This window comes from Rathayibacter sp. VKM Ac-2929 (assembly GCF_022815495.1).
Lineage (GTDB): Bacteria > Actinomycetota > Actinomycetes > Actinomycetales > Microbacteriaceae > Rathayibacter > Rathayibacter festucae.
The window spans coordinates 44961-57678 of sequence record NZ_JALGRV010000006.1 but is presented as its reverse complement, the minus strand read 5'-3'; the positions used below and the strand labels follow the sequence as shown (position 1 = coordinate 57678).

Sequence of the window (12718 nt, the reverse complement as noted above, 5' to 3'; positions counted from 1 at the left end):
CCCGAGCGTAGCAGTTTGATAATCGTTCTCATTATCCGTTACGGTCGGGCACCATGCCTGCCCTCCTCTCCGGGATCCTCGAGCCGTTCGCGCTCGACTTCCTCCAGCGCGCCCTCCTCGGCGGCGCTCTCGTCGCCGTCCTGTGCGGAGTCGTCGGGACCTGGGTGGTCATCCGCGGCATGGCGTTCCTCGGCGAGGCGCTCGCCCACGGCATGCTCCCCGGCGTCGCGCTGGCGACCGTGCTCGGCGCGCCCGTGCTGGTCGGCGGGGCGGCGAGCGCCGTCGCGATGAGCCTCGGCATCGCCGCGCTGCAGCGTCGGGGCCGCCTGTCCTACGACACGAGCATCGGCATGCTCTTCGTCTCGATGCTCGCGCTCGGCGTGATCATCATCAGCCACTCCGGCAGCTTCGCGACCGACGCGACCTCGATCCTGTTCGGCGACATCCTCGCCATCGCCCCGGTCGATCTCGTGTTGCTGGCCGTCGCTGCCGGAGTCGGGCTCGCGGTGGCGGCGGTGTTCCACCGGTCGCTGGTGGCGCTCGCGCTCGACCACCGGATCGCCGCGGTGCTCGGGCTCGGGCCGCGCTCGGCGCAGGCCGCGCTGGTCGGGCTGGTGACCCTCGCGGTCGTCGCCTCGTACCAGGCCGTCGGCTCGCTCCTGGTCGTCGGGCTGCTCCTCGCGCCCGCCGTCGCCGCGGGCCACTGGACGACGCGGATCCCGACTCGGATGGCGCTCGCCGCCGTGCTCGGCGTGCTCTCCGTGCTCGTCGGGCTGCTCGTCTCCTGGTACGCGGCGACCGCCGCGGGTGCCTCCGTCGCCGCCACAGCCCTCGCCGTCTCCGGATTGTCCTGGGCGCTGCGGGCGGCCACCGCGTCACGTCGTCCGCGCCGGGTCTTCGCCGCCGTCCCCGCCTGACCGTCCCCCTTCGAAAGGATCCCGTGCTCTCCCGCTCCACCCGCTCCCTCCGCACCGCCCCGGCGCTCCTCCTGGGCGCCCTCGCTCTCGGCCTCGCGGCCTGCTCCGCCGACCCCGTCGCACCCGCCGCCGACGACGCGACCGGCGAGGGCCACGGCGCGATCTCCGGAGCCGCGGAGCTCGCCGAGCCCGCCCTCGGAGTCACCTGGATCGACCCGGCCGGCGCCGTCTCGCACCTCGACCTCCTCGACGAGAGCGTCGTCGAGCTCGGCACGATCGGCGCGCCCTCGGCGCTGACGACCGACGGCCGCTACCTCTTCGCGCAGACCGCCGCCGGCGTCGAGATCGTCGACAGCGGCGCCTGGACCTGGGACCACGTCGACCACTTCCACTACTACCGCGCCGAGCCGAGGCTGCTCGGCACCGTCGCGGGCGAGGGGGAGGCGGTCGTCGCCACCACGAACCTGTCGACGTCCGGCGGCACCGGGCTGTACTTCCCCGACTCGGGCGAGGCCGTGCTCCTCGACACCGAGGCGCTGTCGAAGGGCGAGATCACCGAGTCGTTCCGCCTCGACGGCGAGCCGGGGCCCGGGATGGTCGTCCCGGTCGGCTCGTTCGCGCTCGTCACCGAGGGCGCGGGGGAGTCGGCCTCGGTCGCCGGCTACACGGCCGACGGCGAGCGAACGGGCCTGGTCGAGGAGTGCCCGCAGCCTGCGGGGACGATCACCACCCGCGTCGGTGCGGTGATCGGCTGCGCGGACGGCGCGCTGCTCGCGACCGTCGACGGCGAGGAGCTGACCGTCGAGCGGATCACCTACCCGGCCGACGCCACCGCGCCCGCCGCGACGAGCTTCGCGAACCGCGAGGGCCGGCCGACCGTCGCCGGGCTCGCCGGCGGCACCGGGATCTGGCTGCTCGACACCCGCGCCCGCTCCTGGTCGCTGCTCCCCACTCCCGCGCCCCTCGCGCAGGTGACCGCCGTCGACGACGAGGACGACCACCTGCTCGCGCTCGCGCAGGACGGCCGGGTGCTCGTGCTCGACGGCGCGGACGGCGCGCTGCTCGCCCAGACCGAGCCGCTCGCGGCCGAGTCGCTCGCCGCCGGCCTCGCCCCGACCCTCGTCGCCGACCAGCAGCGCGCCTACCTCAGCGCACCTGCCGAGCGGCGGGTGCACGAGATCGACTACGCCGACGACGCCCGCCTCGCGCGCAGCTTCGAGACGGCGACCGAGCCGGCGTTCACCGCTGAGACGGGGCGCTGAGCATGGGACGCCCCCGCCACCTCCGACGCCGCGCGCCTCTCGCGGCGGCTGCCGTCGCGCTGCTCGCGCTCACCGGCTGCTCCGCCGCCGCGGACGACCGCCCGCTGGTGATCGTCTCGACCAACATCCTCGGCGACGTCGTCGAGCGGCTGGTCGGCGACGAGGTCGAGGTCGTGACGCTGATGAAGCCGAACGCCGACCCGCACTCCTTCGAGATCTCCGCGCAGGAGGCCGCGCGACTCCGCTCGGCCGACCTGGTCGTCTCCAACGGCCTGGGCCTCGAGGAGGGGCTGCAGCAGCACCTCGACGCGGCCGCCGCCGAGGACGTGCCGGCCTTCGTCGCCGGCGACGCGATCGAGGTGCTCGACTACCGCGAGGGCGACGCCGAGGGCAGCCCCGACTCGCACTTCTGGACCGACCCGGCCCGCATGATCGCCGTCGTCGACGCGCTCGCGCCGGTGCTGGCGGACCTCGACGGCGCGGACCCCGCGGCCCTGGAGCGGAGCGCCGCCGAGTACCGCGCCGAGCTCGAGGCGCTCGACGCCGAGATGACGGCCGCCTTCGCCGCGATCCCGGAGGAGCGCCGCGCCCTCGTCACCAATCACCACGTCTTCGGCTACCTCGCCGACCGCTTCGACTTCGACGTCGTCGGCGCGGTGATCCCCGGCGGCACGACCCTCGCGGCGCCGTCCGCCTCCGACCTCGCCGACCTCGTCGAGGCGGTCGAGGAGACCGGCGTCCCCACGATCTTCGCGGAGTCCTCGTCTCCCGACCGCCTGGTCCAGGCGTTCGCGAGCGAGGCCGACATCCGCGTCGAGGTGGTCGAGCTGTTCACGGAGTCCCTCACGGGGCCCGAGGGCGGCGCCCCCGACTACCTCAGCATGATGCGCGTGAACACGCAGCGCATCGCCACCGGGCTCTCACCGTGAGCGCCCACGACCAGCACCAGGAGAACCACATCCCCATGCGCACCAGCCCCTTCCGCCGAGCGCCGCTCCGGCGAGCACCTCTCCGCCGAGCGGGCCTCGGCCTCCTCGCCCTCGGCACGATCGCGACCCTCGCGGCCTGCTCCTCGAGCGGCGCCCCCGCGGCCGATCCGTCCGCCGCCGCCACCCCGGCCGCAGCCGGCACCCGGCTCGCCGTCGCCTACGAGGGCGGCATCCTCGTCCTGGACGGCGAGACCCTCGAGACCGTGGCCGACCTGGACTCCGAGGAGTTCACCCGCCTGAACCCGGCGGGCGACGGCCGGCACGTCATGGTCACGATGAGCGTGGGCTTCCAGCTCCTCGACACCGCCGCCGGCACCGACGGCGAGCCCGAGCTCACCGACATCGTCTTCCCCGCGGACACCCCCGGGCACGTCGTCCGCCACGGCGGGAAGACGATCCTCTACGCCGACGGCACCAGCGACACGACGGTCGTCGAGACCGCGGACCTGGCCGACGCCGAGGGCGTGCCCGAGGTCGAGACCATCCCGGGCGTCGAGGCGCACCACGGGGTGTCGATCGTCCTCGAGGACGGCACCTTCCTCACCACCGTCGGGAACGCCGACGGCCGCACCGGCATCGAGGTGCGCGACGCCGCCGGCGCGGTGGTCGCCACGAACGACCAGTGCCCGGGTGTGCACGGCGAGGGCACGGCCGAGAACGTGGTCGTGGTCTTCGGCTGCGAGAACGGCGCCCTCGTCTACGACGGCGGCGAGATCACCAAGCTCGAGGCGCCCGACCAGCCCTACGGCCGGATGGGCAACGCCTGGGTCAGCGAGACCAGCCCGATCGTCGTCGGCGACTACAAGGACGACCAGGACGCCGAGGGCTACCTCCTGCACCGCCTCGCGCTGATCGACACCGAGGCGAAGACCCTCGACGTCGTCGACCTGCCCGAGGGTGTCGAGTACACCTTCCGCGGCGTCGCGCGCGGCCCGGGCGACCTCGCCTACCTGATCGGCTCGGACGGAGCGGTCCAGGTGATCGAGCCGGAGACCGGGGAGATCACCGACTCGTACCCCGTCGTCGACGCCTGGGAGAGCCCCGTCGAGTGGCAGGACCCGCACCCTGCCATCACGGTCGCCGGTGACATCGCCTACGTCACCGACCCGGCCGCGAAGAGCGTCCACGCGCTCGATCTGACCACCGGGAAGGTGCTGTCCAGCGCCGAGCTGGAGGTCACGCCGAACGAGATCGCGGTCGCCGCGAGCTGACGGACGGACGACGGAGGGCGCGGGGCGTGATGCCCCGCGCCCTCCGTCGTTCCCGCGGTCGGCGGGCCGGTCAGTCGGCCGTGCGGTTGCGCCGTCGGCGTCGGGCGCCGAGAAGGGTGCCGAGCGCGCCGAGCAGCGCGAGGACACCCCCGGCGGCCAGCGCGGGCGCCGGATCGACGCCTGTCTCGGCGAGGCGGGGAGCGGACGCGTCCCTCGCCGCCCGCGTGCCCGTGACTCCGGAGCCGGTCGTGCCGCCCGTGGTCGTGCCGGTCGTGCCCGAGGCGGTCGTACCCGTCGCTGTGCTGCGTGCGCCGGTCGGGCCGGTGCCCGCCACCGTCGTGCCGACGCCGTTAGCGTACGAGCCGGTGGTACCCCCGCTGCCCGTCTCGGTGGAGGCGGTGATCGTCGGGCGGGTCCCGGTGACCGTCGTGCCGGTACCGGCGCCGTCGGTGCCCGGGTCGGTGGTGGTCGTGCCGGTGATGCCGGGGGTACCCGTGCCCGCGGTGCCCGTGCCTGCGGTGCCCGTGCCTGCGGTGCCCGTGCCTGCGGTACCCGTGCCTGCGGTGCCTGAACCGGTGGTGCCGGTGCCGGTCGGGCCGGTTTCGGAGCCTGTGGCGCCGGAGCCAGTGGTGCCCGTGCCGGATCCGGTGGTACCGGACCCGGTGGTTCCGGTCCCGGGCTTGCTCGGGTCTGAGGTGCCGGAGCCAGTGGTACCCGACCCGCCGGCGCCGGTCGAGGGCGTGCCCGTGGTCGGTGTGTCCGTGCCCGGGGCGGGGGTACTGCCAGTGCCAGTGCCAGTGCCAGTGCCGGTGCCAGTGCCGGTGCCGGTGCCGGTGGGCGAGGGAGTCGCGGTCCCCGTGGCGGGCGTCCCGGTGGCCGCAGGCGTCGCGGTCGGTGTGGGCGTCGCGGTCGGTGCCGGCGCGACGGTCGGCGCGGGCGAGGGGGCGGGCGTCGTGCCGGTGGTGGCGGCCTTCGGGATCGGGAAGGTGGCGGGGGTGAAGTCCAGACGGTACTGGGCGCCGCTGGGTGTGAGCGCGACGAGGACGCCGTCCTCGCGGAGGTACCGGCCGTTGAGCAGATCCTGCTCGGTGATCGAGTCCGTGAAGGGCTCCGTGTGCTGCTCGCCGGGTGCGAGGGTGAACGGCGGAGTGCTGCCGAGGCGGATGTCGCGGAGGGCGACATCGCCGCGATTGGTCACCGTGATGGTCGCCCGGACGACGGTGCCGGCGGTGACGGGTGTGCCCGGTGCGATGTCGAGGGCGGAAGCGTGCGTCACCTCCAGGAGAGGATGCTCCGCGGCGATCGGGGCGTCCTTGGGCAGGGGAAGCTCGCCTCGCACGGTGACGAAGCCGTCACCGCTCGCGGTCTTCACTCCCCAGGAGGTCGCGTACGACACTCGGCCGGCGTCGAGATCGGCCTGGGTCACTGCCCACGTCTTCGTGGTGTCCCGGGCGTCGCGGCTCTCGCCGGGGCCGAGGACGACGGGGGTGTTGTAGAAGGAGACCGGGGCGGAGCTCTGATTCCGGAACGTGACGACCCAGTTGATCCGGGTGCCGACGACCGGCTTCTCACCCGGCTTGAGATCGAGCGATCCGCTCACGGTCCCGGTCACGCCGGCGGGTGCCGGAGCGGGGATCTGCGGGGTGGTGCTGGGACCGGGGGCGGGCGTGCCGGTCGGCGCGGGTGCCGACGGCGTGCCGGGTGTGTGGGTCGACGGGGTGCCGGTGGGTGCGGGGATCGGCGGCGTGGCGGTCGGTGCCGGAGTGGACGGTGTGCCGATGGGCGCGGTCCCGGGGGCCGACGGCGTGCCGGTGGGCGCGGGGGCCGAGGGCGTGCCGGTGGGTGCGGTCCCGGTGGGTGCGGGGGTCGACGGGGCGCCGGTGGGTGCGGGAGCCGGCGCGGCGCCGGGGGAGCTGCTCGTGGGGATCGGCAGCGCGACGACTATGTCGTTGGATTTGTACTGGACACCGCGGGGGGTGCGAACGGTCACCTTGGCCGTGAGACGGTATTCGCCGGCTTCCACGTCCCGCGCTGTGAGCGGGCCCGAGAGGACCCGGTCAGCGCTCTCGCCCGGTGCGAGGGTGAACGGGGCCAAGCTGTTCAACCGGACGTCGGTGAGCGTGACGTCCCCGCGGTTGACGATCGTGAAGGTGGTGTCGAGGACGGTGCCGGCGACGAGGGGTGCTCCCGGCCCGAGCCTCGGCCTCGTCGTGGTGGTCACGTCGAGGAGCGGGTGCTCGACGGGAATCGCGAGCGTCGCACCGCTGCGCACCGTGTTCGTCCGTCCGCCCGTCACGGCGGTCGCGTCGACGACGATGTGGGTGATGCCGCTCACCAGGTCGTCCTCCGTGACGGTGGACTCGAGGTGCAGCTGCGCGGTCCGGCCCTTGGCGAGGACGGCCAGCTTCTCGCTGGTGCTGCCGGGGCTGCCGGGGGCGGCCCCCACCCGCACGGCGACGAGGTCGCGGAGGTCGTCGGGGCCGGTGTTGGTCAACGTCGAGGTCCAGCGGACCTTCGTGCCGGCCTTCACCTGCTCGCCGGGCTGCAGCACGAACTCGCCGCGGAACCTCCAGGACTCGTCGGTCGTGCCGCCCGCTGGGGACCCTCCCGTCCCGGCACTCGGCGCAGGGGCCGGTGTGGCGGTGCTCGTCGCGGCGGGGGCGTCCGGCTTCGGGAACGGGAGCCGCACGGAGGCGATGGTCTTGTAGACGGCGCCCCTCGGGGTGCGCGCGTAGACGTAGCCGCCGTCGCGGTGGTACTCGCCCGCGAACACGTCCAGCTCGTCGACCGTGCCCTTTGAGGAGAGGACGGCGCGCTGACCCGGTGCGAGGCTGAACGGCGGGGTGCCGGTGAAGGTGATGTCGTGCAGGGTCACCTCCCCGCGGTTGGTCACCGTGACGGTCGGGTCCACCACGGTGCCGACGACGACCGGCTGGCCGGGTGCCAGCTCGAACCTCGGGGTGTAGACGACCTCGAGGGCGGGGTTCTCCGCCGGGATGGGCAGCTCGCCTCGCACGGGGATCCAGTGCACGCCCGCGGGCGTGACGACGCCCCAGCTGTTCGCGTACCTCATCACCCCGGCATCGAGGTCGGCCTGAGTGACCGTCTGCTCTTTCGCGTCGTCCCGACCGTCGCGGCTCTGCCCCGCCGGGACGGAGAACTCGGTCCCGTAGACGGCGGCGGCGGTCGTTCCGTTGTTGCGGAAGGTGACGGTCCACTTCACCTTCGTGCCGACCACCGGCTTCTCGCCCGGCTTCACCTCGAACGTCCCCCTCACCGTCGCGCTCACGAGGGAGTCCCCGGTCATGGGCACGGTCGGCGGTGGAGCGGGCTGCTGCTGGGCGGCGGCGACCGGCGTCTCCGACGCGGCGGCCGGCGCCTCGGCCGCCGGTGTCGGCATCGCGTCGGGTGCGGCCGGTGCGAGAGAGGGGACCGGCGTCTCCGGTGCGGCCGCGTCGGTCGGCGTCGCCGTGACGTCGGTCGTGGCCGGTGCCGGGGCGGGATCGGCCATAGGCGGGGCGGTCGCGGGGGTCGGCGCCGGGGGAGCGGGGGAGGGGGCGGCGTCCTGCGCGGCGGGTGCGCTGCTCGGCGCGGCGGGTGCGGTCGCCGGGGCGGCGTCCGGGGCGGCGGGGCCGGCCGGCGGCGCGGCATCGTCCGGTGCGGGAGAGGGCGTGGGCGTCGACAGGGCGACCGCTGCAGCGGCGTCCTGCTCCGGCGTCGCGGTCGCGACGTCGGGGTGTCCTTCGGCGTGCGCGACGAGGGAGCTGGATCCGAGCAGGCACGCGCTCAACGCGACGGACGCGGCGATGCTGAGGGGAGTGGCGGGCGATCGGCGCGGTCGTCGTAGGTCGGGACGTGAGGGGGTCATGGGGCTCCTGGGCAGGGATCGGCAAGGGGTCGAGACGGTTCGGGAATGATCACACGGGTGTTTCCGGAGCGGCGCATTCCTGGCGCGGAAGCGGGCTCGCGGCAGTCACTGACGTCGGTGGCAGGGCGCGACGACCGAGGGTCGGTGGCTCCGACTCGAGTCGAGGCCGCTGTCCCTCGGGGGCAGTGAAGCGCTCGAGGACGAGGGTGCGCGGAGCGTGGATCGACGTCGCGCGTGCGCATCCGTGGCAGGGGATGACACGGCGAAGCGCCGGTGGCGTCGAGTCGGGTCGACGCCACCGGCGCTTCAAGGGGACGGTGCTGTGTCAGTCGGCGGTGCGGTTGCGACGGCGACGGGCGCCGAGGAGCAGGCCGACCATGCCGAGCAGGCCGAGGATCCCGGCGGCGGGCAGTGCGGCCGCCGTGTCCACGCCGGTCTGAGCGAGGTGGGCGGCGGAGGCGCTCTTCGTGGCCGAGCTCTTCGCGCTCGTGCTGCCGGAGGCTTTGTCAGCGATGGTCGGTGCCGAGGCGGAGGCCGATCCGGCTCCAGCGCCGCTCTGGGCGGCGGCGTCGACGGCCCGCTTCAGCGAGCCCGCGCCGTCGGCGACGTTCTCGCTGCCGGCGACGGCACCGGCGGGAGCACCGGCGGCGGGAGTCATGGTGGTTCCCGCGGTCGTCTCCGTGCCGCCGGTCGTCGTGCCCGTCTCCGTGCCGGTGGTCGGGGCGGTGGTCGTCGTGCCCGTCTCGGTGCCGGTGGTCGGGGCGGTGGTCGTCGTGCCCGTCTCGGTGCCGGTGGTCGGGGCGGTGGCCGGGTTGGTTGTTGTCGTGGCGGTCGGCGTGGTCGTGACGGTCGGCGTGGCCGGGGTGGTCGGGGTGGTCGTGCTGGTGGTGGGGAGGGTGAGGGTGCCGGTGGCTCGGCTGTGGACGAGGACGCCCGTGTCGCTGGTGCCGGAGGTGCGGGCGTTGAGGGTGGCGGTGCCGCTGGCGAGTGCGCTCTGTCCGAGGGGAAGGGTGACGGTGAGGTCTTTGGACTGGCCGACGGCGAGGTCGACGCGTTCTCCGGTGTGGCCGTTGTCGACGTTGTGGAGGGGGACTTCGCCGGTGTTGGTGATCGTGACCGTCCACTTCACGCGGGTGTCCGCGGTCACCTTCTCGCCGGGCGTGAGGAGCAGCTCGCCTCGGATCGAGGACGACTGCGCTGCGTGCGCGGGCGCGTCGGGTGCCTGCGAGGCCGTGGCGGTCGGCGTGGTGGGGGCGGTCGGCGTGGTGGGGGCGGTCGGCGTGGCCGGGGTGGTCGTGCTGGCCAGCTCGAGTGCGCCCCGTGCGCGGATGATCTGGGGGCCGTTGCTGGAGACGATGTCGTAGCGGCTGGCGTAGGTGACGCGGCCGGCGTCGAGGTCGGCCTGGGTGAGGGTGGTCGGTGCGAGGTTGTCCTCGACGTCGCCGCTCTCGCCGGGCTCGAGGTGCAGGAGCGCTTTGAGGACGTCGACGGGGTGGGCGGTGGTGTTGTGGAGGGTGATGGTCCACTTGACGGGGGTGCCGACCGTCGGCTTCTCGCCGGGCTTGAGGTCGAGGGCACCGCGGACGGAGGCGGTCACCTGGTCGGACGCGGTGCTCGTCGGGGTGGGGGCGGGCGTGGTCGGCGCAGGAGTCGTGGTCGGGCCCGTGGCCGGAGCCGGGGTCGGTGCGGTCTTCGGCAGCTCGAGTGCGCCCCGTGCGCGGATGATCTGGGGGCCGTTGCTGGAGACGATGTCGTAGCGGCTGGCGTAGGTGACGCGGCCGGCGTCGAGGTCGGCCTGGGTGAGGGTGGTCGGTGCGAGGTTGTCCTCGACGTCGCCGCTCTCGCCGGGCTCGAGGTGCAGGAGCGCTTTGAGGACGTCGACGGGGTGGGCGGTGGTGTTGTGGAGGGTGATGGTCCACTTGACGGGGGTGCCGACCGTCGGCTTCTCGCCGGGCTTGAGGTCGAGGACGCCCTTCACCGTCGCGGTCACGCCGTCCGACATCGATGCCGATGCGGCCGGAGTGGGCTGCTGCTGAGGCGCCGAGACCGGCGTCTCGGTCGCCGCCGCGGGCGCGTCGGCCGGCGCATCCTGGAGCGCAGGGGCCGGCACGATCGGCGCCTCGGCCTCGGCCGCGGGCGCGGTCGGCGCCGGGGTGGCGGGAGCGCGGCGGCATGCACCGTCGCTTCGCCGGACGCGGTCGCAGCGGGTGCCGCTGAGGCTGCCGGTGAGACGGGTTCCGGGGAGACGGGCGCCGGGGTGACCGTCGGGGCGGACGTCTGCGCGGCCGGAGCGGGCGCGGCCTCGAGTGCGGTGGGCGCCGAGGCGACGGCCTGCGCGGTGGGGTCGACGACGACGGCCTGAGCGGTGGTCTCGGAGACGACGGGCAGGGCGGCCTCGTCGGCGTGGGCGACGAGAGCGGTGGAGCCGAGCAGGCAGGCGCTCAAGGTGAGCGAGGCGGCGATGCTGAGCGGTGCTCCGAGGGACCGGCGGGGTCCCTGGGCGTCGGGGCGGCGGGGGGTCATGGGAACTCCTAGGCATTGGTGATTCGAATATTGAGCGGAGCTCGGAAACGATCACATCGGCGATGAGGGGTTGCCACCTTTATGGCGTGAAGTAGGCAATCAGGCGCCCGATGAGAGTGATGGCACTGAGGCGCAGTAGTCGCGGGCGTTGTTTCGAAACGGGCAGGTCGGCGACGAGAATGGGCCGGTCGCGGGATCGATCGTTCGGTGTTCCGCAGGGAGCGATCACCCGGAGAGTGAGAACGACCCGAACCCGACCAGGTGGGCGGATTCGGGCCGTCGTGGCTCGTCGGCGGAGTCGAAGGGCGTCGACTCCGCCGGCGAGCGGTCAGTGGGTCGAGCGGCTGCTCCGGCGACGACGCCCGACGAGCACGCCGAGCGCGCCGAGGGCGGTGAGGATCCCAGCGGTGGAGAGCGCGCCGGCCGCGTCGGACCCGGTCTCCGCGAGGCGGTTCTTCGACGCCCCTGCGGCCTTCGAGCTCGTCGTGGTGGAGCCCGTCGTCCCGGAGGCTGCGGGCGCGACGGGGGTCGGGGTGTCCGGCGAGTGCTCCGGTGCCGGGGTGGGCGCCGGCGGGGTGAGCGTGGGCGCCGGCGGCGCCGCAGTGGGCGTCGGGGTGGGAGTGGGGGTCGGTGCCGGTGGGGCTGGGGTGGGCGTCGGAGGGGTCTGGATCGGAGTCGGGATGGGCCCCGGCGGGGTGGGAGTGGGCGTCGGAGTGGGAGTCGGAGTCGGTGCCGGTGGGGTCGGGGTCGGCAGGGCGAGTCCGCCGGTCACGTCGACGCTGATGAACTCGCCGTACTCGGTATCGCCGCCCGCGAACGTCGTGAGCACGGCGGCGCGGGCGTCGAGGTCCTTCTGTCCGAGGGTCGTGCTCAGCGTCAGTTCCCTGGTCTGGCCCGGCGCGAGATCGACCTCGTCGCCCGTCTCCCCGACGGAGACGTCGTAGAGGGCGACGTCGCCGGTGTCGGTGACCGTGATGGTCCACTTCACCTCGGTGCCGACCTTCGGCTTCTCGCCGGGCTTGAGGACGAGCTCGCCGCGGGCGGTCGCTTTCAGTGAGGGGTGCTGCTCCGGTGTCGGGGTGGGCGCCGGTGTCGTCGGAGTGGGTGCCGGCGTGGTCGGAGTCGGTACCGGCGTGGTCGGAGTCGGTACCGGCGTGATCGGAGCCGGAGTGGGTGCAGGGATGGTCGGAGTCGGAGTCGGCGTCGGAGTCGGGCTGGGGAGGGCGAGTCGGCCGCGGACGCGTGCGTAGACCGAGACGCCGTCAGGTGTCCTCGCGCCGGTGAACTCGTCGAGGACGGCGAAGCCTTCCGCGAGTTGCCTCTGGTTGAGGGTGGTCGACGAGGCCAGCTCGAGGGTCTGACCGGGTTCCAGATGGCGGCCCGGTCCGGCGATCGTTCGGGCGACGTCGTCGAGGGGGACGTCGCCGGTGTTGGTGACCGTGATGGTCCACTTCACCTGGGTGCCGACCGCCGGCTTCTCGCCGGGCTTGAGGACGAGCTCGCCGCGCGCGGTCGCGCTGAAAGCGGCGCCCTCCGCGGTCACGCTCGCGGTGGGCGTCGGGGAGGCTGTCGGCACCACGGCGGCGTGGGCGGCCGAGGCGGTGCCGAGGAGTCCGACGGTCAGGGCGAGGGAGGCGGCGACGGTGAGCGGGGTGCCGGCGCAGCGGCGCGGGCGGAGGGAGTCGGGACGTCGTTGCACGGAGGCTCCTCAGAGGTGGGGTGGAAGGCGGGACGACGAATGCTCGCATCGCGCCGCATCGGTCGTCGAACATCTGGCAGACGAGAGAACATCTGGCGTCCGGAGCGCAGGCTGACGCGGGGCGACCGTCTGGCGCAGGTCGTGTTCATCGGCGGGGCGTCCGGCATCAGGAAGCGCAGCGCCAGGTGCAGGTCGATGCAGTCGGGCACGGCGGAGGGAGCGATCACTCAGAAACGAGGAAACGGCCCG

7 protein-coding genes are annotated in these 12718 nt (G+C 74.0%); 4 read left to right on the top strand and 3 right to left on the bottom strand.

Annotated elements, in window-relative coordinates:
- Window positions 1-53 precede the first annotated feature (53 nt).
- Genes aztB through aztD form a run of 4 tightly spaced genes read left to right on the top strand, consistent with a single transcriptional unit; the run spans window position 54 to window position 4379 of the window.
- Complete coding sequence (gene aztB / locus MT355_RS18530; protein WP_243600654.1) at window positions 54-917, top strand: zinc ABC transporter permease AztB; 864 nt, start codon at window positions 54-56, stop codon at window positions 915-917.
- A 23-nt stretch (window positions 918-940) separates the two neighbouring features.
- On the top strand, window positions 941-2179 hold the full coding sequence (locus MT355_RS18520; RefSeq protein WP_308197439.1) for an ABC transporter: 1239 nt from the start codon (window positions 941-943) through the stop codon (window positions 2177-2179).
- Between the two features lie 2 nt (window positions 2180-2181).
- The gene (gene aztC, locus MT355_RS18515) at window positions 2182-3108 is read left to right on the top strand and encodes a zinc ABC transporter substrate-binding protein AztC (RefSeq protein ID WP_243600653.1); all 927 of its coding nucleotides are present in this window, start codon (window positions 2182-2184) and stop codon (window positions 3106-3108) included.
- Window positions 3109-3143: 35 nt separating this feature from the next.
- Window positions 3144-4379, top strand: coding sequence for a zinc metallochaperone AztD (gene aztD / locus MT355_RS18510; RefSeq protein WP_279392605.1), 1236 nt, complete (start codon window positions 3144-3146; stop codon window positions 4377-4379).
- Between the two features lie 70 nt (window positions 4380-4449).
- Here aztD and MT355_RS18505 read toward each other — a convergent pair whose 3' ends face one another.
- The 3 genes from MT355_RS18505 to MT355_RS18495 form a co-directional block, all read right to left on the bottom strand.
- A complete protein-coding gene (locus MT355_RS18505) occupies window positions 4450-8247 on the bottom strand; it encodes a hypothetical protein (RefSeq protein ID WP_243600651.1) in 3798 nt (1265 codons plus the stop codon).
- A gap of 325 nt (window positions 8248-8572) precedes the next feature.
- Complete coding sequence (locus tag MT355_RS21695) at window positions 8573-10357, bottom strand: LPXTG cell wall anchor domain-containing protein (protein WP_243600650.1); 1785 nt, start codon at window positions 10355-10357, stop codon at window positions 8573-8575.
- A gap of 741 nt (window positions 10358-11098) precedes the next feature.
- Window positions 11099-12469 (bottom strand): LPXTG cell wall anchor domain-containing protein, encoded by a 1371-nt coding sequence (locus MT355_RS18495; RefSeq protein ID WP_243600649.1) that lies wholly within the window; start codon window positions 12467-12469, stop codon window positions 11099-11101.
- Window positions 12470-12718: the final 249 nt, after the last annotated feature.

Coding starts and splice junctions, on each gene's coding strand:
- MT355_RS18505 (WP_243600651.1), bottom strand. CDS start 8,247: ATGACCCCCTCACGTCCCGACCTACGACGACCGCGCCGATCGCCCGCC.
- aztC (WP_243600653.1), top strand. CDS start 2,182: ATGGGACGCCCCCGCCACCTCCGACGCCGCGCGCCTCTCGCGGCGGCT.
- aztB (WP_243600654.1), top strand. CDS start 54: ATGCCTGCCCTCCTCTCCGGGATCCTCGAGCCGTTCGCGCTCGACTTC.
- aztD (WP_279392605.1), top strand. CDS start 3,144: ATGCGCACCAGCCCCTTCCGCCGAGCGCCGCTCCGGCGAGCACCTCTC.